At 71.4% G+C, this 26,281-nt stretch carries 25 protein-coding genes, 1 tRNA gene and 1 pseudogene; 17 read left to right on the top strand and 10 right to left on the bottom strand.

The features are described 5' to 3' along the window. Positions 1-73: 73 nt before the first annotated feature. Positions 74-2,050 carry a fructose-specific PTS transporter subunit EIIC gene (locus M2266_RS14725; protein ID WP_277438609.1) on the top strand — a complete coding sequence of 659 codons (1,977 nt, stop codon included), beginning with the start codon at positions 74-76 and terminating at the stop codon, positions 2,048-2,050. Positions 2,051-2,085: 35 nt separating this feature from the next. Beyond that, positions 2,086-2,835, top strand: a complete 750-nt coding sequence (locus M2266_RS14720) for a VIT family protein (protein WP_277438608.1) — start codon at positions 2,086-2,088, stop codon at positions 2,833-2,835. A gap of 6 nt (positions 2,836-2,841) precedes the next feature. Here M2266_RS14720 and M2266_RS14715 read toward each other — a convergent pair whose 3' ends face one another. Then, positions 2,842-4,029: a low temperature requirement protein A gene (locus tag M2266_RS14715; RefSeq protein ID WP_277438607.1), complete on the bottom strand. Its 1,188-nt coding sequence runs from the start codon at positions 4,027-4,029 to the stop codon at positions 2,842-2,844. A gap of 109 nt (positions 4,030-4,138) precedes the next feature. Between M2266_RS14715 and M2266_RS14710 the strand changes: the two genes are divergently transcribed. After that, a complete protein-coding gene (locus M2266_RS14710) occupies positions 4,139-4,591 on the top strand; it encodes a group III truncated hemoglobin (protein WP_277438606.1) in 453 nt (150 codons plus the stop codon). Between the two features lie 19 nt (positions 4,592-4,610). Here M2266_RS14710 and M2266_RS14705 read toward each other — a convergent pair whose 3' ends face one another. Next, positions 4,611-5,717: a PLP-dependent cysteine synthase family protein gene (locus tag M2266_RS14705; protein ID WP_277438605.1), complete on the bottom strand. Its 1,107-nt coding sequence runs from the start codon at positions 5,715-5,717 to the stop codon at positions 4,611-4,613. A gap of 294 nt (positions 5,718-6,011) precedes the next feature. Here M2266_RS14705 and M2266_RS14700 point away from each other — a divergent pair, with 294 nt between their 5' ends. The 6 genes from M2266_RS14700 (at position 6,012) to M2266_RS14675 (ending at position 11,407) form a co-directional block, all read left to right on the top strand. Next, on the top strand, positions 6,012-7,085 hold the full coding sequence (locus tag M2266_RS14700; RefSeq protein ID WP_277441208.1) for an MFS transporter: 1,074 nt from the start codon (positions 6,012-6,014) through the stop codon (positions 7,083-7,085). Continuing rightward, positions 7,082-9,394 (top strand): molybdopterin oxidoreductase family protein, encoded by a 2,313-nt coding sequence (locus M2266_RS14695; protein ID WP_277438604.1) that lies wholly within the window; start codon positions 7,082-7,084, stop codon positions 9,392-9,394. The genes M2266_RS14700 and M2266_RS14695 overlap by 4 nt, the downstream gene beginning before the upstream one ends. A gap of 7 nt (positions 9,395-9,401) precedes the next feature. Then, entirely contained in the window at positions 9,402-10,001 is a 600-nt protein-coding gene (locus tag M2266_RS14690) for a 4Fe-4S dicluster domain-containing protein (RefSeq protein ID WP_277438603.1), read from the top strand. After that, the gene (locus M2266_RS14685) at positions 9,998-10,639 is read left to right on the top strand and encodes a Rieske (2Fe-2S) protein (RefSeq protein ID WP_277438602.1); all 642 of its coding nucleotides are present in this window, start codon (positions 9,998-10,000) and stop codon (positions 10,637-10,639) included. Before M2266_RS14690 ends, M2266_RS14685 begins: the two co-directional genes overlap by 4 nt. Next, positions 10,636-10,992 carry a DUF6755 family protein gene (locus M2266_RS14680; RefSeq protein WP_277438601.1) on the top strand — a complete coding sequence of 119 codons (357 nt, stop codon included), beginning with the start codon at positions 10,636-10,638 and terminating at the stop codon, positions 10,990-10,992. Before M2266_RS14685 ends, M2266_RS14680 begins: the two co-directional genes overlap by 4 nt. A 202-nt stretch (positions 10,993-11,194) precedes the next feature. After that, positions 11,195-11,407, top strand: a complete 213-nt coding sequence (locus tag M2266_RS14675) for a hypothetical protein (RefSeq protein WP_277438600.1) — start codon at positions 11,195-11,197, stop codon at positions 11,405-11,407. 1 nt (position 11,408) lies between these two features. On the opposite strand, the gene mscL is transcribed toward M2266_RS14675, so the two are convergent. The 6 genes and pseudogenes from mscL to M2266_RS14645 form a co-directional block, all read right to left on the bottom strand. Continuing rightward, positions 11,409-11,867: a large conductance mechanosensitive channel protein MscL gene (mscL, locus tag M2266_RS14670; RefSeq protein ID WP_277438599.1), complete on the bottom strand. Its 459-nt coding sequence runs from the start codon at positions 11,865-11,867 to the stop codon at positions 11,409-11,411. Between the two features lie 113 nt (positions 11,868-11,980). Then, entirely contained in the window at positions 11,981-12,253 is a 273-nt protein-coding gene (locus tag M2266_RS14665; protein WP_277438598.1) for a hypothetical protein, read from the bottom strand. A gap of 299 nt (positions 12,254-12,552) precedes the next feature. Then, a pseudogene (locus M2266_RS14660) lies at positions 12,553-13,421 on the bottom strand (S-methyl-5'-thioadenosine phosphorylase). Positions 13,422-13,526: 105 nt separating this feature from the next. After that, positions 13,527-13,844 (bottom strand): FmdB family zinc ribbon protein, encoded by a 318-nt coding sequence (locus M2266_RS14655; RefSeq protein ID WP_277438597.1) that lies wholly within the window; start codon positions 13,842-13,844, stop codon positions 13,527-13,529. A gap of 66 nt (positions 13,845-13,910) precedes the next feature. Next, positions 13,911-15,236 (bottom strand): MFS transporter, encoded by a 1,326-nt coding sequence (locus M2266_RS14650; RefSeq protein ID WP_277438596.1) that lies wholly within the window; start codon positions 15,234-15,236, stop codon positions 13,911-13,913. A gap of 340 nt (positions 15,237-15,576) precedes the next feature. Beyond that, positions 15,577-17,034 carry a potassium/proton antiporter gene (locus M2266_RS14645; protein WP_277438595.1) on the bottom strand — a complete coding sequence of 486 codons (1,458 nt, stop codon included), beginning with the start codon at positions 17,032-17,034 and terminating at the stop codon, positions 15,577-15,579. Between the two features lie 215 nt (positions 17,035-17,249). Here M2266_RS14645 and M2266_RS14640 point away from each other — a divergent pair, with 215 nt between their 5' ends. After that, the gene (locus M2266_RS14640) at positions 17,250-19,955 is read left to right on the top strand and encodes a penicillin acylase family protein (protein WP_277438594.1); all 2,706 of its coding nucleotides are present in this window, start codon (positions 17,250-17,252) and stop codon (positions 19,953-19,955) included. 15 nt (positions 19,956-19,970) lie between these two features. Here the strand turns inward: M2266_RS14640 and M2266_RS14635 are convergent, their stop codons facing one another. Then, entirely contained in the window at positions 19,971-20,573 is a 603-nt protein-coding gene (locus M2266_RS14635) for a 5-formyltetrahydrofolate cyclo-ligase (RefSeq protein ID WP_277438593.1), read from the bottom strand. A gap of 72 nt (positions 20,574-20,645) precedes the next feature. Between M2266_RS14635 and galU the strand changes: the two genes are divergently transcribed. The 7 genes from galU (at position 20,646) to M2266_RS14600 (ending at position 25,860) form a co-directional block, all read left to right on the top strand. Next, positions 20,646-21,554, top strand: a complete 909-nt coding sequence (galU, locus tag M2266_RS14630) for a UTP--glucose-1-phosphate uridylyltransferase GalU (RefSeq protein ID WP_277438592.1) — start codon at positions 20,646-20,648, stop codon at positions 21,552-21,554. Between the two features lie 5 nt (positions 21,555-21,559). After that, positions 21,560-22,843 (top strand): gephyrin-like molybdotransferase Glp, encoded by a 1,284-nt coding sequence (glp, locus tag M2266_RS14625; RefSeq protein WP_277441207.1) that lies wholly within the window; start codon positions 21,560-21,562, stop codon positions 22,841-22,843. Between the two features lie 102 nt (positions 22,844-22,945). After that, entirely contained in the window at positions 22,946-23,428 is a 483-nt protein-coding gene (gene moaC, locus M2266_RS14620; RefSeq protein ID WP_277438591.1) for a cyclic pyranopterin monophosphate synthase MoaC, read from the top strand. Further along, on the top strand, positions 23,425-23,931 hold the full coding sequence (locus M2266_RS14615; RefSeq protein WP_277438590.1) for a MogA/MoaB family molybdenum cofactor biosynthesis protein: 507 nt from the start codon (positions 23,425-23,427) through the stop codon (positions 23,929-23,931). Before moaC ends, M2266_RS14615 begins: the two co-directional genes overlap by 4 nt. Next, positions 23,928-24,548, top strand: coding sequence for a GNAT family protein (locus M2266_RS14610; protein ID WP_277441206.1), 621 nt, complete (start codon positions 23,928-23,930; stop codon positions 24,546-24,548). The genes M2266_RS14615 and M2266_RS14610 overlap by 4 nt, the downstream gene beginning before the upstream one ends. Positions 24,549-24,665: 117 nt before the next feature. Next, the gene (gene glpR, locus M2266_RS14605) at positions 24,666-25,715 is read left to right on the top strand and encodes a gephyrin-like molybdotransferase receptor GlpR (protein ID WP_277438589.1); all 1,050 of its coding nucleotides are present in this window, start codon (positions 24,666-24,668) and stop codon (positions 25,713-25,715) included. Between the two features lie 71 nt (positions 25,716-25,786). Further along, positions 25,787-25,860, top strand: a tRNA-Ala gene (locus M2266_RS14600). A gap of 81 nt (positions 25,861-25,941) precedes the next feature. Here M2266_RS14600 and M2266_RS14595 read toward each other — a convergent pair. Next, on the bottom strand, positions 25,942-26,100 hold the full coding sequence (locus M2266_RS14595; protein WP_277438588.1) for a hypothetical protein: 159 nt from the start codon (positions 26,098-26,100) through the stop codon (positions 25,942-25,944). Between the last annotated feature and the right edge of the window lie 181 nt (positions 26,101-26,281).

The raw sequence follows: 26,281 nt of genomic DNA, 5'->3' as shown, positions 1-26,281 counted from the left end.
TTCCACCCACAGTCCGTTCCACCCACAGTCCGTTCCGCCCGCAGGGCGGGGACGCGAGCAATGGAGCCGCGCGATGAGTGAAATGATCACCGCCGAGCTGGTCGATCTCGACCTGGCCGCCGAGAGCAAGGAAGCGGCGGCACGTTCGCTCGCCGAGCGGATGGTGGCCGCCGGACGCGTCACCGACCTGGAGGGCTTCCTCGCGGACGTGGCCGCGCGCGAGGCCCAGATGCCGACCGGCCTCGACGGCGGCATCGGGATCCCGCACTGCCGCAGCGAGCATGTCGCCGCGCCGACCCTCGCGTTCGGCCGCAGCGGGTCCGGCATCGACTTCGGCGCCCCGGACGGCCCCGCCGACCTCGTCTTCCTCATCGCGGCACCGGCGGGAGCCGACACCGACCACCTGACGATCCTGTCCGCCCTCGCCCGTCGCCTCATGGACCCGGAGTTCACGGCCGCCCTGCGCGCGGCCGTCGACCCGGCGACGGCCGCGGCGCTGATCGCGGGTGGCCCCGTCGTGCAGGAGGCGGAGGCCGCCCCGAGCGACGTCCCGCCGGAGCGGCCGTTGCGCGTCGTGGCGGTGACGTCGTGCCCGACGGGCATCGCGCACACGTACATGGCGGCGGAATCCCTGCAGAACGCCGCCCGGGAGGCCGGTGTGGAGATCATCGTCGAGACCCAGGGCTCAGCCGGCTTCAAGAAGCTGCCGAAGGCGGCGATCGACGCCGCGGACGCGGTGATCCTCGCCCATGACGTCGAGGTCCGCGACAAGGAGCGCTTCGCGGGGAAGCCGACGGTGGACGTCGGGGTGAAGGCGGGCATCAGCCGCGCGCCGGAGCTCATCGCCGAGGCGCGCGGAAAGGCGGAGCGCGGCGAGGTGACGGCCGCGGCGCACTCGCCGGCCGGAGCGGACACCGCCTCCGCCGACGATTCCGTCGAGTCGGGCGAAGCCTTCGGCACGCGGCTGCGCAAGTGGCTGATGACCGGCGTCAGTTACATGGTGCCGTTCGTCGCCGCGGGCGGGCTGCTGATCGCGCTCGCCTTCGCCATCGGCGGCTACGAGATCAACGCCGCGCCCTCGGTCGCCGAGCACTTCGTCTGGAACGAGGGCGCGAGTTGGGCGGCGCTGCTCTTCCAGATCGGCGACACCGCGTTCACGTTCCTCGTGCCGATCCTGGCCGGGTACATCGCGTTCGGGATGGTGGACCGGCCGGGGCTGGTCCCCGGCATCGTCGGCGGCGCCATCGCGCTGACGATCAACGCGGGGTTCCTGGGCGGCCTGGTCGCCGGTCTGCTCGCGGGCGCCGTCGTCATGGCGATCCAGCGGATCGCGATCCCGCCGGTGCTGCGCGGCATCATGCCGGTGGTGGTGATCCCGCTGGTCTCCGCCGCGGTGGTGGGCTTCCTGATGTTCCTGGTGGTCGGCAAGCCGATCGCCTGGCTGCAGGAACGTCTCACCGACTGGCTGAACGGCCTGACGGGCTCGAACGCGATCATCCTCGGCGTCGTCCTCGGCCTGATGATGTGCTTCGACATGGGCGGCCCGCTGAACAAGGTCGCCTACGCCTTCGCCGTCGGCGGGCTGGCCGACCCGAACGACGGCAGCCTGAAGGTCATGGCGTGCGTGATGGCGGCGGGCATGGTGCCGCCGCTGGGACTGGCGCTGGCGACGACCGTCCGCGGCCGGCTCTTCACCCGTACGGAGCGCGAGAACGGCAAGGCGGCCTGGGTACTGGGCGCGTCGTTCATCACCGAGGGCGCGATCCCGTTCGCGGCGGCCGACCCGCTGCGGGTCATCCCGTCGGCGATGGTGGGCGGCGCGATCACCGGCGCCCTGTCGATGGCCTTCGGCTGCACCCTGCGCGCCCCGCACGGCGGCATCTTCGTGGTGCCGCTGATCGGCAACCCGTGGTTGTACCTGGTCGCCGTCGCGGCGGGGACGGTCGTCACGGCGGCACTCGTCGTCCTGCTGAAGGGGGTGCGCGGGTCCGCGAAGCCCGAGACGGCGCTGCCCGTGCCGGACGACGCCAGGACACCCGTCGCGGCCTGACCGCATGCGGCCGTCGTGAATGAGACCCTCGCGGCATGAGCGACGGCGGGCAGAGCGGTGGGCGGGGCGGCGGCACCCGGGCGGAGCACGGTGAGCCGCACCACGAGGGCGGGCTCGCGAGCCGGCTGAACTGGCTGCGGGCGGGGGTGCTCGGCGCCAACGACGGAGTCGTGTCGACGGCCGGGCTGGTCGTCGGCGTGGCCGGCGCCACCGACTCCCGTTCGGCGCTCCTGACCGCCGGGCTGGCCGGGCTGCTGGCCGGCTCGCTCTCGATGGCGGCGGGGGAGTACGTGTCGGTCAGCACCCAGCGCGACTCCGAACAGGCCGCCCTGGCCATGGAGCGCGAGGAGCTGGCCACCGAGCCGAGGGCGGAACTCGACGAGCTCACCGGTCTGCTGGAGGACCGCGGACTGACGCGGGAGCTGGCGCGCGAGGTCGCGGAGCAGCTCACCGAACGCGACGCGCTCGGCGCCCACGCCCGGGTCGAACTCGGCATCAACCCCGACGAGCTGACCAATCCGTGGCACGCGGCGGGCGCGAGCTTCGCCGCGTTCACGGCGGGAGCCCTGCTGCCGCTGCTGGCGATCGTGCTGCTGCCCCCGCCGCTGCGGCTGTCCGTCACGGTGGTGGCGGTGCTGATCGCGCTCGCGCTGTGCGGGTGGCAGAGCGCGCGGCTCGGCGGTGCGCCGGCCCGCCCCGCCGTCCTGCGGAACATGGCGGGCGGGGCGGCGGCGATGGCCGTCACGTACGCGGCGGGATCACTGCTCGGCGCCACGGGCCTGTGACGCGGCTCAGGCCGTCACGGAGCCCGTCGCGGAGGCGTTGCGGCGCACCAGCGTGACCCCCGCCGCGACGGCCAGCGCCGACACCGCCCCGGCCAGCAACACCGCGGCCGCCCCGCAGAACGTGCAGGCCAGGATCAGCAACGAGGCGACCGGCAGGACGAGTTGCTGGGCGGCGCCGCGCTTGTAGTGCCGGGAGTGCAGCAGCCAGACGGTGAAGAACAGGACGGCGGTCGGCACGGTCACCGCCGCCGAGGCGGCCCGCGCCGAGATCTCCGCCTTTCCGACGCTCTGCTCCACGGCCACTTCGAGGCCGGCGCCGATCGCCGCGGCGGAGACGAACACGATGTAGTGGCCGTACCCCCAGGGGATCGCCTCGCGGTTCGAGGTCAGGTGCTCCTCAATGGGCACGGCGAAGTAGATCCACCAGGCCGCGAAGACGATCAGCAGCCCGCCGCCCGCGATGGGCAGCAGCTCGGTGACCGCCTCGTGCTCGTCGAGCGCGGACTGCACGGCGACGGTCGCCGCCGCGATCGTCTCGCCGAGCACGATGATGGTGAACAGGCCGTACCGCTCGGCGATGTGCCCCGGGTGCCAGGTGGTCGGGTGGTGGCGCTCGGCGAACAGCGGGACGGACAGCTCGGCGAGGACCATGCCGAGGAAGGTCCACACCCTCGCCCCGTCGGGCACGAAGAGCAGCCCGATCCAACCGATCTGGCAGACGGTGACGCCGACGGTGTAGCGGAGCGCGCAGCCGCGTGCGTCGCCGGTCTCACCGTGCGCGGCCCGCAGCCACTGCGTGGCCAGCGCCAACCGCATCACCGAGTAGCCGATCACCGCGATCGTCCAGTCGCCGTCGTCGAAGGCGCGCGGCACGCCCGCCGCGTACACCAGGACACCGGTGATCTGCACCAGCGTGTTGATCCGGTACAGCACGTCGTCCGTGTCGTAGGCGGAGGCGAACCAGGAAAAGTTCATCCAGGCCCACCAGATGCCGAAGAAGACCAGCAGATAGCCGACGACCCCGTTGCCGGGGTGGCCGGCGGCCAGTGCGTGCACCAGCCGGGCGCCGGCCTGCGCGATGGCGACCACGAAGCAGAGGTCGAAGAAGAGCTCGAGCGGCGTCGAGGCACGGTGTGCTTCGTCACGGCGCCGTGCGGTCATGCGGCGGAACGCGGCGCCGGCAGGGTTGCTCATGGAGGCCACCTTGCGTCAGAACGTATGCGGGGAACACCATGGCACGCTGCCGTATCCCGGTCTTTCGGCCCTGGCGGCCGGTCCGCCCCACCGGGACCCTGGAAGGATCATGGTCAATCCCTCGCCCGACATCACCGATCGCGCCGACCTCGTCAGGCTGCTGCGCCGCTTCTACGAGGCGGCGCTCGCCGACCGGCTGATCGGCCCGTACTTCACCGAGATCGCGGGCCTCGACCTGGAGGCGCACCTGCCCAGGATCACCGACTTCTGGGAACGCGCCCTGCTCCGCACGGTGGCGTACCACGGCAACGCCTTCACCCCGCACGCCGCCCTGCACGACACCCGGCCGATGACCGCCGAGCACTTCGGCCGCTGGGTCCAGCTGTGGCGGGCGTCCGTCGACGGGCTGTACGCGGGTCCCCGCGCCGACCACGCCAAGGTGCAGGGCGAACGGATCGCGCTGGCGATGCTGCGCCGGCTGTCGGGGTCCGACGACACCGACGGCTCCACCGGTCTCGGCTTCGTGCCGCTCGCGGCGCTGCGGCTGCGCACGGACGGCTGACGGCGCCCTTTCCGACGGGTCAGGCGGCCGGCACGGTGCTCAGCTCACCCGTCACGAGGAAGTGCTCGACGCGCGCGGTGAACGGGGCGATGTCGATGCCCTGCGCGGCCAGCCAGTCGTCCGAGTAGTACTTCTCCAGGTACCGCTCGCCCGGGTCGCACAACAGGCCCACGACGCTGCCCTGTTCGCCGGCCGCCCGCATGTCGGAGATGATCCGGAACGCGGCCCACAACCCGGTGCCGGTGGAGGCGCCGGCCTTGCGCCCCAGCAGCCGTTCCAGCACGCGGACGCAGGCGACGGAGGCGGCGTCCGGCACCCGCATCATGCGGTCGATCGCCCCGGGGACGAAGCTCGGCTCCACCCGCTGGCGGCCGATGCCCTCGATGCGGGAGCCGCGGTCGGTGACGACGGTCGGGTCATCCGACCGCCAGCTGGGGAAGAACGCGGAGTTCTCCGGGTCGGCGACGCAGACCCCGGTGTCCTGCTGGGTGTAGTGGACGTAGCGGGCGATGGTCGCGGACGTCCCGCCGGTGCCGGCGGTCGCGACGATCCAGGCGGGGACGGGGTGCCGCTCCAGCGCCAGCTGTCGGAAGATCGAGTCCGCGATGTTGTTGTTGCCGCGCCAGTCGGTGGCGCGCTCGGCGTACGTGAACTGGTCCATGTAATGGCCGCCGGACTCGGCCGCGAGCCGCACCGCCACCTCGTAGACCTCGCAGGGGTCGTCGACGAGGTGACATCGGCCGCCGTGGAACTCGATCAGGTCGATCTTGGAGCGCACGGTGCTCTTCGCCATGACGGCGATGAACGGCACCCCGATCAGCTTCGCGAAGTACGCCTCGGAGACCGCCGTCGAGCCGCTGGAGGCCTCGATCACCGGCGCCCCGGGACGGATCCAGCCGTTGCACAGCCCGTACAGGAACAGTGAGCGGGCCAGCCGGTGCTTGAGCGAGCCGGTCGGGTGCGTCGACTCGTCCTTCAGGTACAGGTCGATGCCCCACTCGGTGGGCAGCGGCACCGACAGCAGGTGGGTGTCGGCGGACCGGTTGGCGTCGGCCTGCACCTTGCCGACGGCGTCCTTGAGCCAGTTCCGGTACACCGGGTCGCGCCGGTCGATGTCGAGTTCCATGGCCCAGGTATAGCCGCAGGGCTCTCCCAAACCGGCGCTTGGGGTTTCTCCCCGCCGACGCTTGGGGGCGCCGGCGCTGCTGCGTCCAGATCAGGCTGCCGGGACGCGGTGACGGGTGTCCTGTAGTCCATCAGGGCACCAATCACTACCTTATGCACGGTTTGTCCGTAGATTGCCTACGATCGGATCCCGCCGTCCGGCAGGTGCGCAGTCGAACGGAGCCAGCCCGTGCAGCAACCCGAACCTCCCACGGCGCAGACTCCGGCGGCCGGGGGTGGCGGCACGGCCACCGCCGTGGCCGGCGCCTCGGCCGGGCCGCCGCCCGCGGGTTCCGGTACGGCCGGGCGGTCGCCGACCACCCGGGCCTCGCTCGTCGCCACCGCCGTCGCCGTCCTGCTGCTCGCCGCCATCGTGCTCGGCAGCCGTGGGCTCGAGGACTTCGACTCCGCGCTGATCCCGTACACGGTCGCCACGGTCTTCCTCGCCTTCGGCGTCACCTACCGCTATACGGTCTGGGTCTCGGCGCCCGCCGCCCGACGGCTGTTCCGGCAGGGCCGGCGCAGCTTCTTCTCCGTCGCGAACTTCCGCAGGGCGCCCACCGCGCTGCCGAAGATGATCATCACGTACCTGGGCTTCCAGAAGTTCCTGGGCGCGCGCTCGCACGGCCGCTGGCTCGCGCACCAACTGATGTTCTGGGGCTGCCTCCTCGCCGCGGTGATCACCTTTCCGCTCACCTGGGGCTGGTTCACCTTCACGTCCGGCACCGGGTCCGGACCCGGCTACGAGATGCGGCTGTGGGGCGTCAAGGTGCTCGGCTACGACTCCGCGTCGTTCTTCGGCTGGGCGATGTTCCACGGCCTCGACCTCGCCGCGGTGCTGGTCATCCCCGGCGCCGGCTACTTCCTCTGGCGCCGGATGAAGGACCGCGGGGCGATCACCGGGCAGCGCTTCGCGTACGACTTCGTCCCGCTCATCGCGCTGATCACCATCTCCGTCACCGGACTCCTGCTGACCTTCTCCAGCGTGCTGCTGCACGGCGGCGGCTACGAGTTCCTGGCGCTGCTGCACATGGTGTCGGTGGTCTTCACCCTCATCTACATCCCCTTCGGGAAGTTCTTCCACATCGTGCAGCGCCCCGCCGCCGTCGGCATGCAGCTGTTCAAGTACACCGCCCGGCAGGACGAGAAGGTCTTCCACTGCCGGCGCTGCCGAGAGCCGATCGACACCGCCCCGTATGTCGAGAACCTGCGCGGCACGATGCGCGATCTGAACCTCGGTTTCGACGCATGGGCCGAGTACTGCCCGCGCTGCAAGCGGGCGCTGCGCGGCAGCGCCTACCTCTCCCAGGTGAAGCGGGGCTTCAAGTGACGGACACGCCGACCAGGCCGCCCCTGCCGATCGACCCGGCCATCGCCCCGCCCGGCACCCGCGGGTTCCGCGACGCGGGCGGCATCCCGGCCGACAAGTGGCACGCCGACCAGAACGGCGAGACGCTCGTGCCCACGCACTGCTGTTTCTGCGGAGTGCAGTGCGGGATGTACCTGCGGGTGGACAGGCACGGCAAGGTCTTCGGCGTCGAGCCGCGCGACCACGACATCAACCGGATGCGGCTGTGCCCCAAGGGCATCAGCGCGTACCAGCAGGTCAACCACCCCGACCGGCTGACCGCTCCGCTGCTGCGGCGCTCGCGTGAGGAGCCGCTGCGGGAGGCGAGCTGGGAGGAGGCGCTGGACTTCACCGTCTCGGAGATCCGCCGGATCCAGCGGGAGACCGGCCACGACTCCTTCGGGATGCTCGGCGGCGCGAGTCTGTTCTCGGAGAAGACGTATCTGGTCGGCAAGTTCGCCCGGGTGGCGCTGAAGTCCAAGCACGTCGACTACAACGGCCGGCTCTGCATGGTCAGCGCGGCGGGCGCCAACAAGCTGGCCTTCGGGATCGACCGGGCCGGCAACCCGTTCTCCGACATCCTGCTGAGCGACTGCCTGCTCATCGCCGGGTCGAACGTCGGCGAGTGCTTCCCCGTCATGACCCAGTACATCTGGGGAGCGCGGGACCGGGGCGCGAAGCTGATCGTCATCGACCCGCGCGAGACCCCGATCGCCCGCACCGCCGACCTGCACGTGCCGATCAGGCCCGGCACCGACTCGGCGTTCTTCAACGCCGTGCTGCACGTGGTGATCCGTGAGGGGCTCGTCGACGAGGAGTACCTCGCCGCGCACGCCACCGGCTGGGAGCAGGTCCGTGCGGCCGTCGCCGGCTACCCGCCGGAGCGGGCCGCCGAGACGTGCGGGGTGACGGTCGACCACGTCGAGCAGGTGGCGCGGCTGTTCGGCGGCGCGGAGAACGCGATGGCCTGGCACGCGCGCGGCGTCGAGCACCACAGCCAGGGCGTCGAGAACTGCCTCAGCATCATCAACCTGTGCGTCGCCACCGGGAACATCGGCAGGCAGGGTGCCGGCTACGGGACGATCACCGGCCAGGGCAACGGGCAGGGCGGCCGCGAGCACGGTCAGAAGTCCGACCTGCTGCCCGGTGGGCGCTCGATCCTGAACCCGGAGCACCGCCGGCAGATCTGTGAGATCTGGGGGATCGAGGAGTCCGAACTGCCGCAGGCCGGCACCTCCATGATGGAGATGGTCTACCAGATGCGGCGCGGTGAGATCCGCGGCCTCATCGGCACCTGCAACAACCCCTTCGTCTCCCTCCCGAACCACCAGGTCGTCAAGGACGGTTACGACAAGCTGGAGTTCCACGCCCAGCTGGACTTCTTCCTCTCCGAGACGGCCGAGAACGCGCACGTCGTCTTCCCCGTCACCACCTGGGCGGAGGACGAGGGCGTGATGGCCAACGCCGAGGCACGCGTCGTCAAGCACAACAAGGCGCAGGACCCGCCACCCGGGGTGCGGACCGACACGTGGGTGATGTGCGAGCTGGCCCGACGGCTCGGCGAGGGCGACAAGTTCGCCTTCGCGGGCTCCCGCGAGGTCTTCGACGAGCTGCGGATCGCGTCCGCCGGCACCGTCAACGACTACTACGGCATCACCTACGAGCGGCTGGAGGAGACCGGCGGCATCGCGTGGCCCTGCCCTTCCACCGATCATCCCGGCACCCCGCGGCTGTTCGAGAACGGGAGGACGTACCACGAGGACGGCATGATCCATCTGCAGGTCGTGGAGTGGCATCCGCCGATGGACCCGTACAGCGACGAGTTCCCGCTCTCGCTCACCACCGGCCGTACCGTCGCGCACTTCCTGTCCGGCAACCAGACCCGCAGGCTGGGCGCCCTGGTCGAGCAGACCCCGCGCCCCTGGGTCGAGGTGCACCCCTCGCACGGCTTCCGCAACGGTGACCCGGTGCGGGTGGTCACCCGCCGCGGCAGCACCGTGTACCCGGCGCTGGTGGTCGACTCGATCCGTCCCGACACGGTCTTCATCCCCTATCACTGGCCCGCCCCCACGGCGGCGAACGTGCTCACGATCGACGCCCTCGACCCCCGCTCCAAAATCCCGGAGTACAAGGTCTGCGCCGCCCGGGTCGAAGCCGCCGAAGCGCTCGACCAGGTCCCCGCGCCACCGGTGCCGCCGGGCCGCGAGGCTTATCCGGAGACGCAGGTATCGCGCACCGAACCCTTCCCGCCCACGGCCCCCCAGGGCCGGGGCACGTCGGAAAGGAGCTGATCCGGCCATGATGGGACGGACGATCTTCATCGACCCGGGCCGCTGCATCGGCTGCCAGGCCTGCGTCTCCGCCTGCCGCGAATGCGACTCGCACCGGGGCAAGTCGATGATCCACCTCGACTACCCCGACCAGGGGCTCAGCGTCGCCTCCCTTCCCAGCGTCTGCATGCACTGCGAGGATCCCGTCGCGCCCTGCGCCGAGGTCTGCCCGGCCGACGCGATCCTCATCACCCCCGACGGGGTGGTGCAGGAGGCGGACCTGACCCGCTGCATCGGCTGCGCCAACTGCGTCAACGCCTGCCCCTTCGGCATCCCGAAGATCGATCTGCAGGCGAAGCTCCAGATGAAGTGCAACCTCTGCTACGACCGCACCGAGTACGGCCTCGCCCCCATGTGCGCCACGGTCTGCCCGACCGGCGCGCTGTTCTACGGAACGCTCGAGGAGTTGCAGGCCGAGCGGCCCGGTGTCGAGGTCGCCGACTCCTTCGCGTTCGGCGACGTGATGGTGAAGACCGGGGTGGCGATGGTCGTCCCGGCGGACAAGGTGCGGTGGCCGGTGCCCGGCGGGCTGCCGATCGTCCAGGTGAACGGGGTCGATGTCCGATGACGACCACCACTGGGCAGCCGGGCGCGCACCCCGACCCGGAGCAGGACGCGCTGCGCGACCGGATCAGCGCCGACTCGCTGACCACCCGCCGCGACTACCTGCGGATCGTCGCCACCGTCTCCGGCGGTCTCGCCGTCGGCGGGGTGGCCGTCGCGGCGGGAGTGCTGCACCGGCACGGTGACGGCACGGCCGACCCGAAGAAGATCGCCGACCGCATCGAACGCGGTCAGTCCCTCGCCTTCCGCTACCCGGGCGAGGACGACCGGGCGGTCGCGGTACGGATGACCGACGGCACGCTCGTCGGCTACTCCGCGATCTGCACCCACCTGGCCTGCGCGGTGTTGTGGCGGAAGGAGCGGGGCAGCGAGGGCGAGCTGTACTGCCCATGCCACGAGGGAGTCTTCGACGCCCGCACCGGCGACGTCACCGCCGGCCCGCCACCACGCGGACTGCCCAAAGTGGTCCTCGTCGAGCGCACGGACGGCAGCGTCTGGGCGGTCGGCACCGCCCGCTCCGGAGAGAGCGCCGAGGAAGGGCTCTGCCGCGAGCTGCGGCAGTCCCGCCCCGAGGTGGCGGCCCAACTCGGCTGCCCGGGCGCCCGGGCGAAGGGCCTCACCACCGAGGAAGGACGCGTATGACGGACACCCCGCCGCCTTACCACCCGGGCAGCGACCAGCCGCGGCTGAACCGGCCGGTGCGCGAGCGCTACCCGCAGATCCGCCCGACCAGCGGCTACGGCGACCCCCGCGTGCGCCACACCGGCCCCGGCCCCGGCGCAGGCACCGACCAGGACCCGGAACGCTCCGCCAAACTCTCCGCCCGGCTGATGCTGGCGATCACGGTCGTCATCGGCCAGCTGTGGGCGCTGTCGACCGCCGTCAACGAGTGGATGCGGGGCGACACGACGATCGCCTGGTGGTGTGCCGGTTTCCTTTCGGTCTCCTTCCTCGTGGTGCTGGGTATCTGGCTGCTCGATCCGAAGGACCGCTGACGCGACGAGCTGCGACGGGGCCCGGGCGGGACGGGGCCCCGGGCGGGAACGGGGGCCCGGGCGGGACGGGGCCTCGGGCGGGAACGGGGGCCCGGGCGGGACGGGGCCTCGGGCGGGACGGGGGCCCGGGTGGGACGGGGCACGTGCCCGTGACAGGACGGCCCCAACCGGTCCCGCGGGCCCGCCGCCGTACCCTGGAAGCATGAGCACCGCTCCCGTACCCCAGTCCGACCCCCAGCCCGCGGCGCGGCCCGAGAAGCCGCGGCGCGACCCGGCCGCCGCGCTCGTCTTCGACGACCCGCTCAGCCGGCAGTCGTCCGACGACACGGACCGGGGCTGGGGCGAGCGGCCGTCCGGCGGCGGGGGCGACGATCTCGCCCGCTTCCTCGACGAGAAGCCCCCGCACCACATCTGACTCAGCCGCGCTGCGCCACCAGCACGTCCCGGATCTCGCGCAGCAGCGCCACCTCGGCGGCCTCGGCCTCCGCGTGCACAACAGCCGCCTTCCGGTCCCGCGCGGCCTTCCTGGCCAGGTATCGGGACATCGGCAGCACCATCAGGAAGTAGACCACCGCGGCGGTGATCAGGAACGTGAGGACCGCGCTGAGCACCGTGCCCCAGAGGATCGGGATACCGCTCACGGCGTCGCCCGCGTCGTTCACCGCGCACGGGCCCTTGAGGCACGAGCGGTAGTGCTCCAGGTCCTTGGTGCCGAAGGCGCCGACCAGCGGATTGATGATGCCCTTCACCACGGAGTTCACCACCGAGGTGAACGCGGCGCCGATGACGACGGCGACGGCCAGGTCGACCACGTTCCCGCGCATCAGGAATTCCCTGAAGCCGCTCAGGACCCCGCCCTGCTTCTCGTCGCTCAATGGATTCTCTCTTTCCGCACGCACGGTCGACGGCACAGCAAGTGCCGCAACCTACGGCATTCCGGGAGCGGGGTGTCCAATCCGTGCACACGAAAGGGTGAGTCAACACCGCTTCACCACCAGGGGAGTTGACGGTGCGGCACGGTGGTCGCCAGCACGGCGGCGGTCATCGCCAGCCCCGCGGCCACCAACCGCCGTCCACGGTGCGGCGCCGTCCACAGCCGGATCCGCCCGCGACCGCGGCCGGCCCGGATCGGTGGGAAGGACGGCACCGGGCGGCGCGGCAGCGCGTACGAATCGGGGAGGGCGTGGGCGGGCGCGGGCGCGGCCGCGGTGGGGGAGGGGCCGGGGTCGCTGTCGGGTTCGGGATCGGCAGGAGCAGGCATGGGAGTCACCGCCTCGGAGGATCTCCGCGGAGATCCGGATGGGCCCCCGCGGCTGAGACCTCTACGATCCCGCATCCCGCCGTCGGCAGTTCCAGGCCTGTGGATAACTCATCGGCGGTGGAGAAGTGCCGTCACCCGCGCGGGTGAGACCACCGTCGCCCGCGAACCGCCGCCCGCGACCCACAGACCTCGCGAGCCACCGACCCCGCGAACCGTCGCCCGCGAACCGCCGTCCCCGCGACCCGCCGCCTGCGACCCGCCGTCCCCGCGACCCACCGACCCCGCGAGCCACCGGACCCCTACGGCAGCGCGATCCCCGGCTCCTGCCCGCCCCACGGGTCCACGCACAGGCACTTCCGCTCCGCGATCGGCGGCAGACCGCCGACCACGTTGAACAGCACGGTCCGCATCCGGTCGACGTTCGCCGCGAAGACCTCCAGGACCTCCTCGTGCGAGACGCCTTCGCCCGTCTCGGCGCCCGCGTCCAGGTCCGTCACCAGCGTCAGGGACGTGTAGCAGAGCCCGAGTTCCCGGGCGAGGATCGCCTCGGGGTGCCCGGTCATACCGACCACCGACCAGCCCTGCGCCGCATGCCACCGCGACTCCGCGCGGGTGGAGAACCGGGGCCCCTCGACGACGACGAGCGTCCCGCCGTCGACCGCCTCCCAGCCGCCCGCCCGCGCGGTGTCCACCGCGACCCGGCGTCCCACCGGGCAGTACGGGTCGGCCAGCGACACGTGCACGACGTTCGGCCGGCTGCCGTCCGGCAGCGCCTCACCGTCGAAGTACGTCTGGACGCGCGATTTCGTGCGGTCCACGAGCTGGTCGGGCACCAGCAGGGTGCCGGGGCCGAACTCCGCGCGCAGGCCGCCCACCGCGCACGGGCCGAGGCCACCGCGCACGGGCCGAGCACCTGGCGCGCGCCGACCGAGCGCAGCGCCCACAGGTTGGCGCGGTAGTTGATGCGGTGCGGCGGCAGGTGGTGCCCGCGGCCGTGTCGCGGCAGGAAGGCCACCCGCCGCCCGGCCACTTCGCCGAGGAAGAGCGAGTCGCTCGGCGGACCATAGGGGGTCTCCACCGTGATCTCGGTCACATCCTCGAGGAACGAGTAGAAACCGGACCCGCCGATGACGCCGATGTCGGCCCGCGTACCGCTGCTCTCCACCATGCGGATCACCCTAACGGCGCCCGGATACGACGAGGACCCCGCCGACTGGATCGGCGGGGTCCGTCATCGACGCGTAAGCCCTGGAGGCTCACCCGTGTACGGCGATCAGGCTGCGGAAGACCCGCTGGAAGAGCTGCTCGAACCGGATGAGGAGCTGCTCGACGAGGAGGCCGAGGACGGCGCGGACGTCGTCGAAGGCTTCGCATCCGAGCTGCTCTTGGCCGCGGGGGTGCTCGCCGAGGACGAGCCCCGGCTGTCGGTCCGGTAGAAACCGGAACCCTTGAACACGACCCCGACCGCCGAGAAGATCTTGCGCAGGCGTCCGTTGCAGTTCGGGCAAACGGTCAGAGCGTCATCGCTGAACTTCTGCACCGCCTCGAGGCCCTCGCCGCACTCGGTGCACTGGTACTGGTACGTCGGCACTTGATCCTCCTGGCACTCTCACTCGATGAGTGCTAACGACGTTCAATAGTGCAGCATTCCGCCGCGTCAGTCCACCGTGACCGGCACGCGGTGACCCATCCCACGTGTCGACGCCTGGACGATCCGCCCCTCCGAGTGTGGTTTGAGCCGCTTGCGCAGCGCCACGAGGGTGGCTAGAGCCAGCGCCGTACCGGCCAGCGGCACCACGAAGGCGGCGCTCGCGCTGACCCGGTCGGCCAGCTGTCCGGCGGCCGTCACCGCGATGGCCTGCCCGAACGCGACCGACCCGGTCAGCCAGGTGAAGGCCTCGGTGCGGGAGGTCGCCGGCACCAGGGACTCGATCAGGGTGTAGCCGGTGATCAGGGCTGGGGCGATGCACAGACCGATGAGCAGGCCGAGCGCGCCGAGCAGCGGCACCGAGTGGACGGCCCACAGCGCGGAGCAGGCGAGCGCCAGCGCGGCGTAGGCGATCAGCAGCCGGCCCTGCGGGCTGCGGCGCCAGGCGATGGCACCGCAGACGACCCCGGCCAGCATGTTGCCCGCCGCGAAGGTGCCGTACAGCAGCCCGGCGATGCCCTGGCGGCCGATCTCCTCCGTGAAGGACGTCAGCCCGACCTGCATGCCGCCGAAGACCGCGCCGATGCCGAGGAAGGCCACGGCCAGCGCCCTGACGCCCGGGATGGTCAGCGCCGAGACGTGCTTCGCGCGGACCCCGTCGACGGCCCTGTTGGGCGCCGGGGCGGTGCCGCGCTGCGCCGCGAAGAGCAGGCCGCCGACCAGAGTGAGGGTGGCCTCGGCGATCAGGCCCGCCGCCGGGTGCACACCCGTGCACAGCGCGGTGGCCAGCACCGGGCCGATGACGAAGGTGAACTCGTCGGTCACGGATTCGAAGGCCGCCGCGGTCGACATGAGAGGCGAGCCTCCCCCGGAGCCTGCGGCCTGGGAGGTGCCCCCAAGCATCCCGGCCCACCGTGCCCGGACCATCGGCCCGATCTGCGGCACCGAGGCGCCGGCCGGCACGGCCGCCGCGAACAGTGCCCACAGCGGGGCGTTCGACAGGGCCAGGACGGTCAGCAGCACGACGGAGGCCGTGTGCACGAGGACGCCCGGCAGCAGGATGGCGCTCTGCCCGAAACGGTCGGCGAGCTTGCCGTTCTGCGGGGCGAAGATCGCCATGGAGACGCCGGTCACCGCCGCGACGGCGCCGGCCGTGCCGTACGAGCCGGTGGTGTTCTCGACGAGCAGCACGATGCCGATGGTGAGCATCGCGAAGGGCTGCCGGGCCGCGAATCCGGGCAGCAGGAACGTCCAGGCGCGGGGTGTGCGCAGGAGTTGTCCGTATCCGGGCCGCTTGGTGGCGGGGCTGTCCGGCTGGTTCACCGTGGATGCCACGGCTTGGTCCTTTGTGCTGTCTGGTAGCGCATCCGTCACGGATGGCGCCGAGAGCTGTCCGCTCGCGCAAGACACGGTGTCGGCCGAGGCCGTCCCGTCGCGCCAGCTCTGCGTCAGACAGAGGTCTATGTACTCAACACATACCGAGCCATCCTAACGGCACCCCGTGCCACGCGTCCCTTGAAGCGCCCGCCTCCCGCTGAGACCTCCCTCACCCCGGGACCAAGCCGGGACCACCCCGGACCACCCCGGACCACCCCGGGATCACCCGGATCACCCCGGACCGCCCCGGGATCGCCCCGGATGGGACCACCCCGGATCACGCCGGGATCACCCCGGATCACCCGTCACCCAGCCAGTTCGCGAGCTTGCCGCCCTTCCCGATCGCCCGCAGTCGCCGCTCCGCGGCGTCCCGCACCGGGTCGGTGGCGACGACCAGCAGCTCGTCGCCGCGCCGCAGCACCGTGTTCGGCAGCGGTACGAAGCTCGCCCCGTCCCGCACCACGAGGGTGACGGCCGCCCCGGACGGCAGCCGCAGCTCACTGACCTCGACTCCGTGCATCCGGGACTCCTCCGGGATGGAGACCGAGAGCAGATGGCCGCGCAGCCGTTCCAGCGGCGCCGACTCGACGCCGAGGTCGGCCGCCCCGTCGCGGACGCCGAGGCGCAGCCACCGGGCGAGCCACGGCAGGGTCGGGCCCTGCACCAGGGTGTAGACGATCACCAGGATGAAGACGATGTTGAATATCCGGCGGCTGTCGGGCACGCCCGCGACCATCGGGATCGTGGCCAGCACGATGGGCACGGCGCCGCGCAGCCCGGCCCAGGACATCAGCGCCTGCTCCCGCCAGGGGACGCGGAACAGCGCCAGGCTCGCGGTGACCGACAGCGGTCTGGCCACGGCGGTGAGGATCAGGCCGATGACCAGGGCGGGCAGGATGTCGTCGCCGAGGTCGTGCGGCGTGACGAGCAGTCCGAGCAGGACGAAGAGGCCGATCTGCGCGATCCAGCCGAGCCCTTCGGCGAAGCCCCTCGTGGCCGGCCGGTGCGGCAGTTTGGCGTTGCCCAGTATCAGGGAGGCGATGTAGACGGCGAGGAATCCGGAACCGTGGGCCGTCGCGCCGGCGGCGTAGGCGAAGACCGCGATGGCCATCACCGCGATCGGGTAGAGGCCGGAGGCGGGCAGCGCGATGTGCCGCAGCGCGTAGGCGCCCAGCCAGCCGACCGCCATGCCGATCGCGGCGCCGATCACCAGCTCCATCGCGATCTCGGCGAGGAGCAGGTACCAGTGGTCGACCGGTCCCGCCGACGAGAACGCCACCACGAGGATGACGACAGGGGCGTCGTTGAAGCCGGACTCGGCTTCCAGCACCCCGGTGATTCGTTTCGGCAGCGGCACGTTGCGCAGTACCGAGAAGACCGCCGCCGCGTCGGTGGACGAGACCACCGCCCCGATGATGAGTGCCTGCCGCCAGTCCAGACCCACCAGGTAGTGGGCCGCGCCCGCCGTGATGAAGACGCTCAGCATGAGGCCGAACGTCGACAGCACCGCGGCGGCGGGCACCACCGGTTTGATCTCCTGCCACTTCGTGCCGAGTCCACCTTCGGCAAGAATCACCACAAGTGCCGCATATCCCAGGACCTGGGTCAGCTGGACGTCGTCGAAGGTAAAGCCGAACGGGCCGTCCTGGCCGATCGCGACGCCGATGCCGAGGTAGATGAGCAGAGTGGGCAAGCCGCTGCGGGACGCCAGTCGCACGGCGATCACCGCGATGAGCAGCACGAGGGCGCCGATCAACAGGAGTTCATTGAGACGGTGGACAGTCAGGGCACGGTCCTTCCTCGAAGGCCTGGGAGAAGTTCATTGCCTTGCCTAACATTTTACCGGTACTTGAACTTCCGCGGTCAACGATGACTCCGCGTAGGGGTGCCCCGATCGCTGCGCCTATGGTTGCTCCAGCACCAATCCAGCACCAAGAGCACCCGGTCCACCCTGCCCCTCGAAGGACAGAGATGCCCGCCAAGAAGAAGTCCCGCCGCCTTCGCCTCTTTGTGATCGCGTTCGTGGTCCTGCTGGTGGGGGGCATCGGATACGGGTCGTACTGGAGCGTCAGCACCGTGCGCGCCTCGTTCCCCGAGACCACCGGATCACTGAAACTCAAGGGCCTGACCGCGCCCGTCGACGTGGAACGCGACAGCAAGGGCATCCCGCAGATCTACGCGGACACCTCCGAAGACCTCTTCAGGGCCCAGGGCTTCGTCCAGGCGCAGGACCGGTTCTACGAGATGGACGTCCGGCGTCACCTCACCTCGGGCCGTCTGTCGGAGATGTTCGGCTCCGGGCAGGTCGAGACCGACGCGTTCCTGCGCACGCTCGGCTGGCGCGACATCGCGCAGAAGGAGTACGACTCCAAGCTCGACGCGACCACCAAGAAGTACCTGCAGGCGTACACCGAGGGCGTCAACGCGTACCTGAAGGACCACAGCGGCGCGAGCCTGTCCGTCGAGTACGCGGCCCTGTCGTTCTCCAACGACTACAAGCCCGAGCAGTGGACCCCGGTCGACTCCGTCGCCTGGCTCAAGGCCATGGCGTGGGACCTGCGCGGCAACATGCAGGACGAGATCGACCGCGCGCTGATGACGAGCCGGCTCAAGAGCGACCAGATAGAGCAGCTCTACCCCGGCTACCCGTACCAGCGGCACCAGCCGATCGTCGACGGCGGCAAACTCGACCCGATCACCGACAAGTACGCGCCGGCCAAAGCCGGCGGCGGCACACCTGTCGGCGCCGGCGCCCTGAACACGCAGCTCTCCGGGCTCTCCGAGATCATCGACAAGATGCCCAACCTGCTCGGCCCGTCCGGCAACGGCATCGGCTCCAACTCCTGGGTCGTCTCCGGCACGTACACGACGACCGGCAAGCCGATGCTGGCCAACGACCCGCACCTGGCACCCCAGATGCCGTCCCTCTGGTACCAGATGGGGCTGCACTGCCGCACCGTCGGTCCGGCCTGCCCGTTCAACGTGGCGGGTTACACGTTCTCCGGGATGCCCGGCGTCGTCATCGGCCACAACCAGAACATCGCCTGGGGGATGACCAACCTCGGCGCCGACGTGACCGACCTCTACCTGGAGAAGGTCACCGCGGACAGCTACCTCTACGACGGTAAGCAGAAGCCGTTCACGACCCGCAAGGAGACCATCAAGGTCGCGGGCGGCGCCGACCGCGAGATCGTCGTGCGCACCACCAACAACGGCCCGATCATCTCGGACCGCTCGGACGAGCTGCTGAAGGTCGGCGAGACGGCGCCTGTGCAGGACGCCGCCCCCGACCGCAGCGGCGGCTACGCGGTCGCGCTGCGGTGGACCGCGCTCGATCCCGGCAAGAGCATGGACGCGGTCTTCGGGATCAACAAGGCGCAGAACTTCGACCAGTTCCGGGCCGCGGCGGCGGACTTCGAGGTCCCGTCGCAGAACCTGATCTACGCGGACCAGCAGGGCCACATCGGCTACCAGGCCCCGGGCAAGATCCCGGTGCGCGCCCAGGGTGACGGCCGCTACCCGGCGCCCGGCTGGGACTCGCGCTACCGCTGGGAGAAGTACATCCCGTTCAAGTCCATGCCCTGGGACGAGGATCCGGCCCGCGGCTACATCGTCACCGCCAACCAGGCCGTGGTCAACGAGAGCAAGTACAGCCCGATGCTGACAAAGGACTGGGGCTACGGCGCCCGCAGCCAGCGCATCAACGACCTCATCGCGTCCAAGATCAAGGACGGCGGCAAGGTCTCCATGGACGACATGCAGACCATGCAGTCCGACAGCAGTAGCGAGATCGCCAAGCTGCTGGTGCCCTACCTGCTCAAGGTCGACGTGAAGGACTCCTACGTCCGCGACGCCCAGCAGCTGCTGGAGGGCTGGGACTTCAACCAGGACGCCGACTCGGCGGCCGCCGCCTACTTCAACGCCGTCTGGCGCAACACCCTCAAGCTCGCCTTCGGCAACAAGCTGCCCAAGGAGCTGCGCCCCGAGGACCAGTGCCTGCGGGTGCCCGCCGTGGACCGGTCCGGTCCGGTCGACGACCTCAACGGCAAGAGCCAGACGGTCAACGAGTGCGGGGAGCGTGACGCCGACCAGGCGCAGCCCGACGGCGGCGACCGCTGGTTCGAGGTGGTCCGCAAGATCCTCCCGGACGAGAAGAACACCTGGTGGACGATGTCGCCGACCGCGTTCTTCGACAGCACCTCGGCGCCGTCCGCGCACAGCACCCGTGACCAGCTCCTCAAGCAGGCGATGCAGGACGCGCGGTACGAGCTGACCGCCAAGCTCGGCAAGGACATCGACACCTGGAGCTGGGGCCGGCTGCACAAGCTGGAGCTCAGGAACCAGACGCTGGGCACCGGCGGTCCCGCCGTCGTGAAGTGGCTGCTCAACCGCGGTCCGTGGCAGCTCGGCGGCGGCGAGGCGGCCGTCAACGCGACCGGCTGGAACGCGGCCGGGGGCTACGACGTCGTCTGGGTTCCGTCGATGCGGATGATCGTCAGCCTCGCCGACTTCGACAAGTCCCGCTGGATCAACCTCACGGGCGCCTCGGGGCACGCGTACCACGCGCACTACTCCGACCAGACGGCGCTGTGGGCCAAGGGCGAACTCCTGCCGTGGGTCTTCTCCAAACCCAAGGTGGACGCCGCGACCGGCGACAAGATGGCGCTGACACCGTAGGTCCCGCTGCCGCGTTCACGCGGTGAAGCGGTGGATCCCCTCGGGGGTCACCGCGAGGTGCACGGGGTGGTCGTGCGGTTCCCTCGGGACCCGGGCGACCACCTCGTTCGCGTACAGCAGCACCATGAGGGCCGGTTCGCGGCCGGCCCGCCGCAGCCGCGCCAGCACGCGGTCGTACGAGCCCCCGCCGCGTCCCAGCCGCAGGCCGTCCCCGTCCACCGCGAGCCCCGGCAGCAGCACGGCTTCGGCGCGCGTCACCGCCTCGGTTCCCAGGTGCGCCCCGGTCGGCTCGAACAGCCCCCGCTCCGTGCGCCGCAGCGCCTCCGACCCCTCGTACGCCGCCCAGTCCAGGTCGTTATCGGCCATGAGTACGGGCAGGAGTACGCGGGTGCCGGCGGCGCGCAGCGCGTCGATCACCTCGCGGGTGCCGGGTTCCGTGCCCATCGAGACATAGGCCGCGACCGTGCCGGCGGTGCGGATTTCAGGCAGGTCAGCCACCCGGTCCGCCAGCGCGCGGGCCGCCGCCCCGCGCGCCTGCGGCGTCAGCCCGCGCCGCAGGCGCAGCAGCTCGGCGCGCAACTCGGCCTTGGCGCCGTGACCGTCGCTCGTATCCCGCACTACCGCCGCCTATCAGCCGTTATCAACCGGAACTTCATCTTCATCTCACACCCAGCGGTTATGGTGCACGGCATGACTCAAGCACGTACTCGGATCACCAAGGCGGTCATCCCGGCGGCGGGGCTCGGTACCCGGTTCCTGCCGGCCACCAAGGCCACGCCCAAGGAGATGCTGCCCGTCGTCGACAAGCCGGCGATCCAGTACGTGGTGGAGGAGGCGCGAGCCGCCGACCTCAGCGATGTGTTGATGATCACGGGGCGGAACAAGCGCGCCCTGGAGGACCACTTCGACCGCAACTACGAGCTGGAGGAGGCGCTGACCCGCAAGGGCGACGAGTCGCGCCTGGCGCGGGTGCGCGAGTCCAGCGACCTGGCCACGATGCACTACGTGCGGCAGGGCGACCCGAAGGGTCTGGGGCACGCGGTGCTGTGCGCGGAGCCGCACGTGGGCGACCAGCCCTTCGCGGTGCTGCTGGGTGACGACCTGATCGACCCGCGCGACCCGCTGCTGTCGCGCATGATCGACGTGCAGGAGCGGTTCGGCGGCAGCGTCATCGCGCTGATGGAGGTCGACCCCGCACAGATCCACCTCTACGGCTGCGCGGCGATCGTGCCCACCGGCGAGGACGACGTGGTGCGCGTGACAAACCTGGTCGAGAAGCCCGCGCCGGGTGAGGCGCCGTCCGCGTACGCGATCATCGGCCGGTACGTGCTGGACCCGGCGGTGTTCGACGCCATCAAGAAGACGCCGCCCGGCCGCGGCGGGGAGATCCAGCTCACCGACGCGCTGCGGGAGATGTCCCACCGCGACGACGACGGCGGGCCGGTGCACGGCGTGGTCTTCACCGGCCGCCGCTACGACACCGGCGACCGCGCCGACTACCTGCGGGCGATTGTCAGACTCGCGTGCGAACGTGAAGACCTGGGCCCGGACTTCCGGACCTGGCTCCGTTCGTACGTGACCGAGGAGATGCAAGATTGAGCACCGTGACCGACCGGACGTGGTCTGTCTCCGAGCACCTCGACAACATCCTCGGGCAGTTGTCCCCGTTGGAGCCGATCGAGCTGCAACTCCTCGACGCCCAGGGCTGCGTCCTGGTCGAGGACGTCACCGTTCCCGTGGCGCTGCCGCCCTTCGACAACAGCTCGATGGACGGCTACGCGGTCCGCACCGCGGACACGGACGGGGCCACTGACGGGCAACCCGCGGTCCTGACCGTCATCGGCGACGTCGCGGCGGGCAGCGACCACCTGCCCACCGTCGGTCCCGGCCAGGCCGCCCGCATCATGACCGGCGCCCCGCTGCCGCCCGGCGCGGAGGCGGTCGTCCCCGTGGAGTGGACCGACGCGGGCACCGGCGGCGGCCCGGCCACCACCATGCGCTCGCACAGTTCGGACCCGGCGGGCGCCAGTGGCGAGGTCAGGGTGCACCGTCCCGTCGAGGCGCGCCAGTACGTCAGGGCCCGCGGCAGCGACGTCGCCGCGGGGGAGCTGGCGCTCGCCGCCGGCACGATCCTCGGCCCGCCGCAGATCGGTCTGCTGGCCGCCATCGGCCGCGGCAGCGTCCGGGTGCGCCCGCGCCCCCGCGTCGTGGTGATGTCGACCGGCAGCGAGCTCGTCCAGCCCGGCGAGGAGCTGAGCCCCGGCCGGATCCACGACTCCAACAGCTTCGCCCTGGTCGCCGCCGCGCGGGACGCGGGCGCCATCGCGTACCGGGTAGGCGCCGTCGCCGACGACGTCGAGACTCTGCGTGCCACGATCGAGGACCAGCTCATCCGGGCCGACATCATCGTCACCAGCGGTGGCGTGAGCGTCGGGGCGTACGACGTCGTCAAGGAGGCGCTCGCCTCCATCGAGGACGACGAGAGCCGCGTCGACTTCCGCCGCCTCGCCATGCAGCCCGGCAAGCCTCAGGGTTTCGGCCGTATCGGCCCCGACCGCACCCCGCTGCTGGCCCTGCCCGGCAACCCGGTCAGCGCGTACGTCTCCTTCGAGCTCTTCGTGCGCCCGGCGATCCGGACGCTGATGGGCGCGGGAGCCGTCCACCGCGAGGTCGTGCGCGCGGTCTGCGACACCGCGATCGAGTCCTCGCCCGCGGGCAAGCGGCAGTTCCTCCGCGGCGACTACCGGAACGGCAGGGTGACTCCCGTCGGCGGCTCGGCGTCGCACCTGGTCAGATCGCTCGCGCACGCCAACGCGCTGATCGTCGTCCCGGAGGACACCACCTCCGTCGACAAGGGCGCGGAAGTCGACGTGATCCGGCTGGATTAGGCCCCTGGAGCGCCGGCCGCGCCCTTCCGCCGAAGGCCCTGCGGCCCTTTCGACCCGCCCTCCCGGTACGGTGGCTGCCCACAGGACCGGACCGGGAGAACGATGAGCAGCGCGCAAGAGCACCTCACCCACATCGACGAGGCCGGTGCGGCCCGGATGGTGGACGTCTCCGGCAAGGACGTGACCGCCCGCACGGCCCGCGCCACCGGGCGGGTGCTCGTTGCCCCGCGCGTGATCGAGCTGCTGCGCGGTGAAGGTGTCCCCAAGGGCGACGCCCTCGCCACCGCGCGCATCGCGGGAATCATGGGCGCCAAGCGGACGTCGGACCTGATCCCGCTCTGCCACCCGCTCGCACTGTCCGGGGTGACGCTCGACCTCGCCGTCACCGACGAGGCCGTGGAGATCGCCGCAACCGTGCGGACCACCGACCGCACCGGGGTCGAGATGGAGGCGCTGACCGCGGTCACCGTCGCGGCCCTGACCGTCATCGACATGGTCAAGGCCGTGGACAAGGCCGCCGTCATCACCGACGTCCGGGTCGAGACGAAGACCGGCGGCAAGTCCGGCGACTGGCGGCGGCCGTGAGGGCGCTGGCGGTCACCGCCTCGAACCGCGCCGCCGCGGGCGTCTACGAGGACCGCGGCGGACCGCTGATCGTCGCCGCGCTGCGCGAGCTGGGCTTCGAGACCGACGGGCCGCGCGTCGTCCCGGACGGGGAGCCCGTCCTGCTGGCCCTGCGGGAAGCCGTGGCGGCCTCCTACGACGTCGTCGTGACCACCGGTGGCACCGGCATCTCGCCCACCGACCGCACGCCCGAGGCCACCCGCGAGGTGCTGGAGTACGAGATCCCCGGCATCGCCGAGGCGATCAGGGCCGCCGGGCGGGAGAAGGTGCCCACCGCGGTGCTCTCGCGTGGCGTCGCGGGCGTCGCGGGCGGCACCCTGGTGGTGAACCTCCCGGGCTCGACCGGCGGCGTCAAGGACGGCCTGGGCGTGCTCGCCCCGCTCCTCGTCCACGCCGTCGAGCAGATCCGCGGCGGCGACCACCCCCGATCCGGGGCCCCCGGCCAGAAAAGAGGGGCGAGCTGAACGCGTCCTGGCCGGCCGAGCTGGTGGACGGTGACATCACCCTCCGCCCGATCAGGATGCGCGACCAGCGCTCCTGGCGCGAGGTCAACCGCCGCAACCGCGATTGGCTGCGGCCCTGGGAGGCCACCGTGCCGCCCGCGCCACCCGGCCATCTCGCCCAGCGCCCCACGTACCGTCAGATGGTGCGCCACCTGCGCTCGGAGGCGACGGCGGGCCGCATGCTGCCCTTCGTCATCGAGTACCAGGGGCGGCTGGCCGGTCAGTTGACCGTCGCGGGCGTCACATGGGGCTCGATGTGCTCCGCTCACGTCGGCTACTGGGTCGACCAGGCGGTCGCCGGACGCGGGGTCATGCCGACCTCCGTCGCGCTCGCCGTCGACCACTGCTTCCGCCATGTCGGTCTGCACCGGGTCGAGGTGTGCATCCGCCCGGAGAACATCCCGAGCCGGCGGGTCGTGGAGAAACTCGGATTTCGCGAAGAGGGTACGCGGCCGCGCTATCTCCACATCGACGGTGCGTGGCGTGACCACCTGGTGTTCGCGTTGACGGCCGAGGAGGTACCGGAGGGTCTGCTCACCCGATGGCGTCAGGCCAGGCCGGGGACGCCGCGGAAATAAAATGTACGTTCGAAAATGAACCCAATCACAAAAAAATCTCGGCATATCAGCCAGATCGTGCGACACACCGTGCGGAATTGCGTATGGCGTGTCTCTGCGGCCCCTACCGTGTAATCCGTGAGCAGTAGTGGCCTCATCTACGCAGTCATCGTCGGGGCCTGGGCTGCCTACTTGGTGCCGATGTGGCTCCGTAGGCAGGATGAGCTCAACGAAGCGCGTCCGACGGAACGCTTCAGCACCGCCATCCGGCTGCTGTCCGGCCGGGCGGGGATGGAGCGTCGCGTCGCGAAAGCGCGCGAGGAGAGCGATCAGCCCGCCGATGCACCGGAGTCCGCCCTCGACGTGGTGGACGTCCGGGGCCTCGCCGTGCCCGCGACCGAGATCAAACCCGCCCCGGCGGCCCTGCCGGCGCAGCAGTCGGTGCAGGCACACCAGCACCACTCCGCCCCGGGGCACCAGAAGGCGCAGCGCTCCGGCCCGGCGTACAACCCGCGCGCCAAGGTCCTCGCGCGCCGCCGCCGCACCACCACGCTCCTCTTCCTGGCCTTCACCGTGGGCGCGATCGTCGCCGCCGTGGGCGGCCTCGCGTTCCTGTGGGCGCCGGCGGCGCCCGCCGCGCTGCTGACCTTCTACATCGGCCACCTGCGCCGCCAGGAGCGCCGCCGCTTCGAGGTCAAGATCGACCAGCGCCGGGCCGCCGATGCCGCCGTGCGGCTGCGCGACCGCCCGCGCCCCCAGCACGCCGACGAGCCGGACCCCGCCGACGAGGCCGAGCCCACCTCGCCGCGTACCGCGGACCGGCGGGCCCTCGTCGAGCAGACCGACCATGCGGAGTGGGTGGACCAGCAGCAGCGCGAGCAGCACGCCGTCCCCGACGACGGTTGGGACCCCGTGCCGGTGCCGCTGCCCACGTACGTCACGGCCCCGGTCGCGCCCCGCACACCGGGCGGCATCGACTTCACCGCCCCCGGCAACTGGAGCTCGGCCCGCTCCGGCACCACGCCGGGCCACCCGCCGGCCGCCCCGGCTCCCGCCGCGACCCCCGAGGCGGAGCCCGAGCGCGAGCTCCCCCGCCCCACCACCGGCCGCCGCTCCCGCGACCGCTCCCGCACCCCCCTGTTCGACCAGTACGCGGACCCGGACCGGCCGCGCGCCGCCAACGAGTAGCCAATCGGTGACCAGCGAGGATCCCGTTAACAACCACCCCCGAGAGGGTGCTATCGTTTTCCTCGTTGCAAGGGCCTGTGGCGCAGTCTGGTAGCGCACCTCGTTCGCATCGAGGGGGTCTGGGGTTCAAATCCCCACAGGTCCACCGCAGCTCGAAGCCCCTGGCGGGGAAACCCGCCAGGGGCTTTTTGGTGCCCGCGCGCCCGGGGCGGTCGGTGGGCCGTGTTCAGCCGTGGCGTTGCCGCCACTTGCGGCGCAGCCAGCCCGTGGTCAGGGCGACGACGGCGACCACGAGGCAGATGGCGGAGCCCAGGACCACGGTCACTGTCCCGCCCGTCACCAGAAAGAACAGGATGACTGCCCAGACGGGTGGATCATCCTCCATGCGTACCCCCCTTGATCTGTGTCCATGACGCCCGGGGGCGGGCGTTGGTTCCTTGGCGGCCCCGCGCGACAGGCGTCAGGTGGAGTCGTGGAGCCTCGGGGGGCGTGGACGGCTCGGGTCAACCGGCGGGTTTCCGGAGGGGTTTCCGGGGGCGGATGGCGCGGTCCACCGGGGTTGCGGG

This window comes from Streptomyces sp. SPB162, assembly GCF_029504575.1.
In the GTDB taxonomy this organism is placed as follows: domain Bacteria; phylum Actinomycetota; class Actinomycetes; order Streptomycetales; family Streptomycetaceae; genus Actinacidiphila.
Note: the sequence above shows the minus strand (reverse complement) of the source record. Positions and strands in the feature narration are given on the sequence as shown.

Coding starts and splice junctions, on each gene's coding strand:
- galU (WP_277438592.1), top strand. CDS start 20,646: ATGACTCAAGCACGTACTCGGATCACCAAGGCGGTCATCCCGGCGGCG.
- M2266_RS14685 (WP_277438602.1), top strand. CDS start 9,998: ATGACGACCACCACTGGGCAGCCGGGCGCGCACCCCGACCCGGAGCAG.
- M2266_RS14720 (WP_277438608.1), top strand. CDS start 2,086: ATGAGCGACGGCGGGCAGAGCGGTGGGCGGGGCGGCGGCACCCGGGCG.
- M2266_RS14595 (WP_277438588.1), bottom strand. CDS start 26,100: ATGGAGGATGATCCACCCGTCTGGGCAGTCATCCTGTTCTTTCTGGTG.
- M2266_RS14715 (WP_277438607.1), bottom strand. CDS start 4,029: ATGAGCAACCCTGCCGGCGCCGCGTTCCGCCGCATGACCGCACGGCGC.
- M2266_RS14725 (WP_277438609.1), top strand. CDS start 74: ATGAGTGAAATGATCACCGCCGAGCTGGTCGATCTCGACCTGGCCGCC.
- M2266_RS14710 (WP_277438606.1), top strand. CDS start 4,139: ATGGTCAATCCCTCGCCCGACATCACCGATCGCGCCGACCTCGTCAGG.
- M2266_RS14665 (WP_277438598.1), bottom strand. CDS start 12,253: ATGCCTGCTCCTGCCGATCCCGAACCCGACAGCGACCCCGGCCCCTCC.
- M2266_RS14705 (WP_277438605.1), bottom strand. CDS start 5,717: ATGGAACTCGACATCGACCGGCGCGACCCGGTGTACCGGAACTGGCTC.
- M2266_RS14675 (WP_277438600.1), top strand. CDS start 11,195: ATGAGCACCGCTCCCGTACCCCAGTCCGACCCCCAGCCCGCGGCGCGG.
- M2266_RS14640 (WP_277438594.1), top strand. CDS start 17,250: ATGCCCGCCAAGAAGAAGTCCCGCCGCCTTCGCCTCTTTGTGATCGCG.
- M2266_RS14690 (WP_277438603.1), top strand. CDS start 9,402: ATGATGGGACGGACGATCTTCATCGACCCGGGCCGCTGCATCGGCTGC.
- moaC (WP_277438591.1), top strand. CDS start 22,946: ATGAGCAGCGCGCAAGAGCACCTCACCCACATCGACGAGGCCGGTGCG.
- M2266_RS14680 (WP_277438601.1), top strand. CDS start 10,636: ATGACGGACACCCCGCCGCCTTACCACCCGGGCAGCGACCAGCCGCGG.